Source organism: Lysinibacillus sp. OL1, from assembly GCF_004332175.1.
In the GTDB taxonomy this organism is placed as follows: Bacteria; Bacillota; Bacilli; order Bacillales_A; family Planococcaceae; genus Lysinibacillus; species Lysinibacillus capsici.
The window spans coordinates 1-361 of record NZ_SJDS01000053.1 but is presented as its reverse complement, the minus strand read 5'-3'; the positions used below and the strand labels follow the sequence as shown (position 1 = coordinate 361).

3 tRNA genes are annotated in these 361 nt (G+C 54.3%); all 3 read right to left on the bottom strand.

Annotated features, from left to right (window positions below):
• Window positions 1–2: 2 nt before the first annotated feature.
• A tRNA-Val gene (locus tag EW028_RS24415) sits at window positions 3–75 on the bottom strand.
• Between the two features lie 15 nt (window positions 76–90).
• A tRNA-Glu gene (locus EW028_RS24410) sits at window positions 91–165 on the bottom strand.
• 24 nt (window positions 166–189) lie between these two features.
• Window positions 190–281: transfer RNA gene (locus tag EW028_RS24405), tRNA-Ser, on the bottom strand.
• Between the last annotated feature and the right edge of the window lie 80 nt (window positions 282–361).

Here is a 361-nt window from a genome sequence, read left to right as displayed (position 1 = left end):
GGTGGAGGATGACGGGCTCGAACCGCCGACCCTCTGCTTGTAAGGCAGATGCTCTCCCAGCTGAGCTAATCCTCCATCTGGGTATTGAATTGGTGACCCCTACGGGATTCGAACCCGTGTTACCGCCGTGAAAGGGCGGTGTCTTAACCACTTGACCAAGGGGCCATCGTTTGGAACACATCAAAGTGCTGGCGGAGAGTAAGGGATTTGAACCCTTGAGACAGTGTTAACCGCCTACACGATTTCCAATCGTGCTCCTTCGGCCACTCGGACAACTCTCCAAGAATGGCTCCGAAGGCAGGACTCGAACCTGCGACAACCTGATTAACAGTCAGGTGCTACTACCAACTGAGCTACTTCG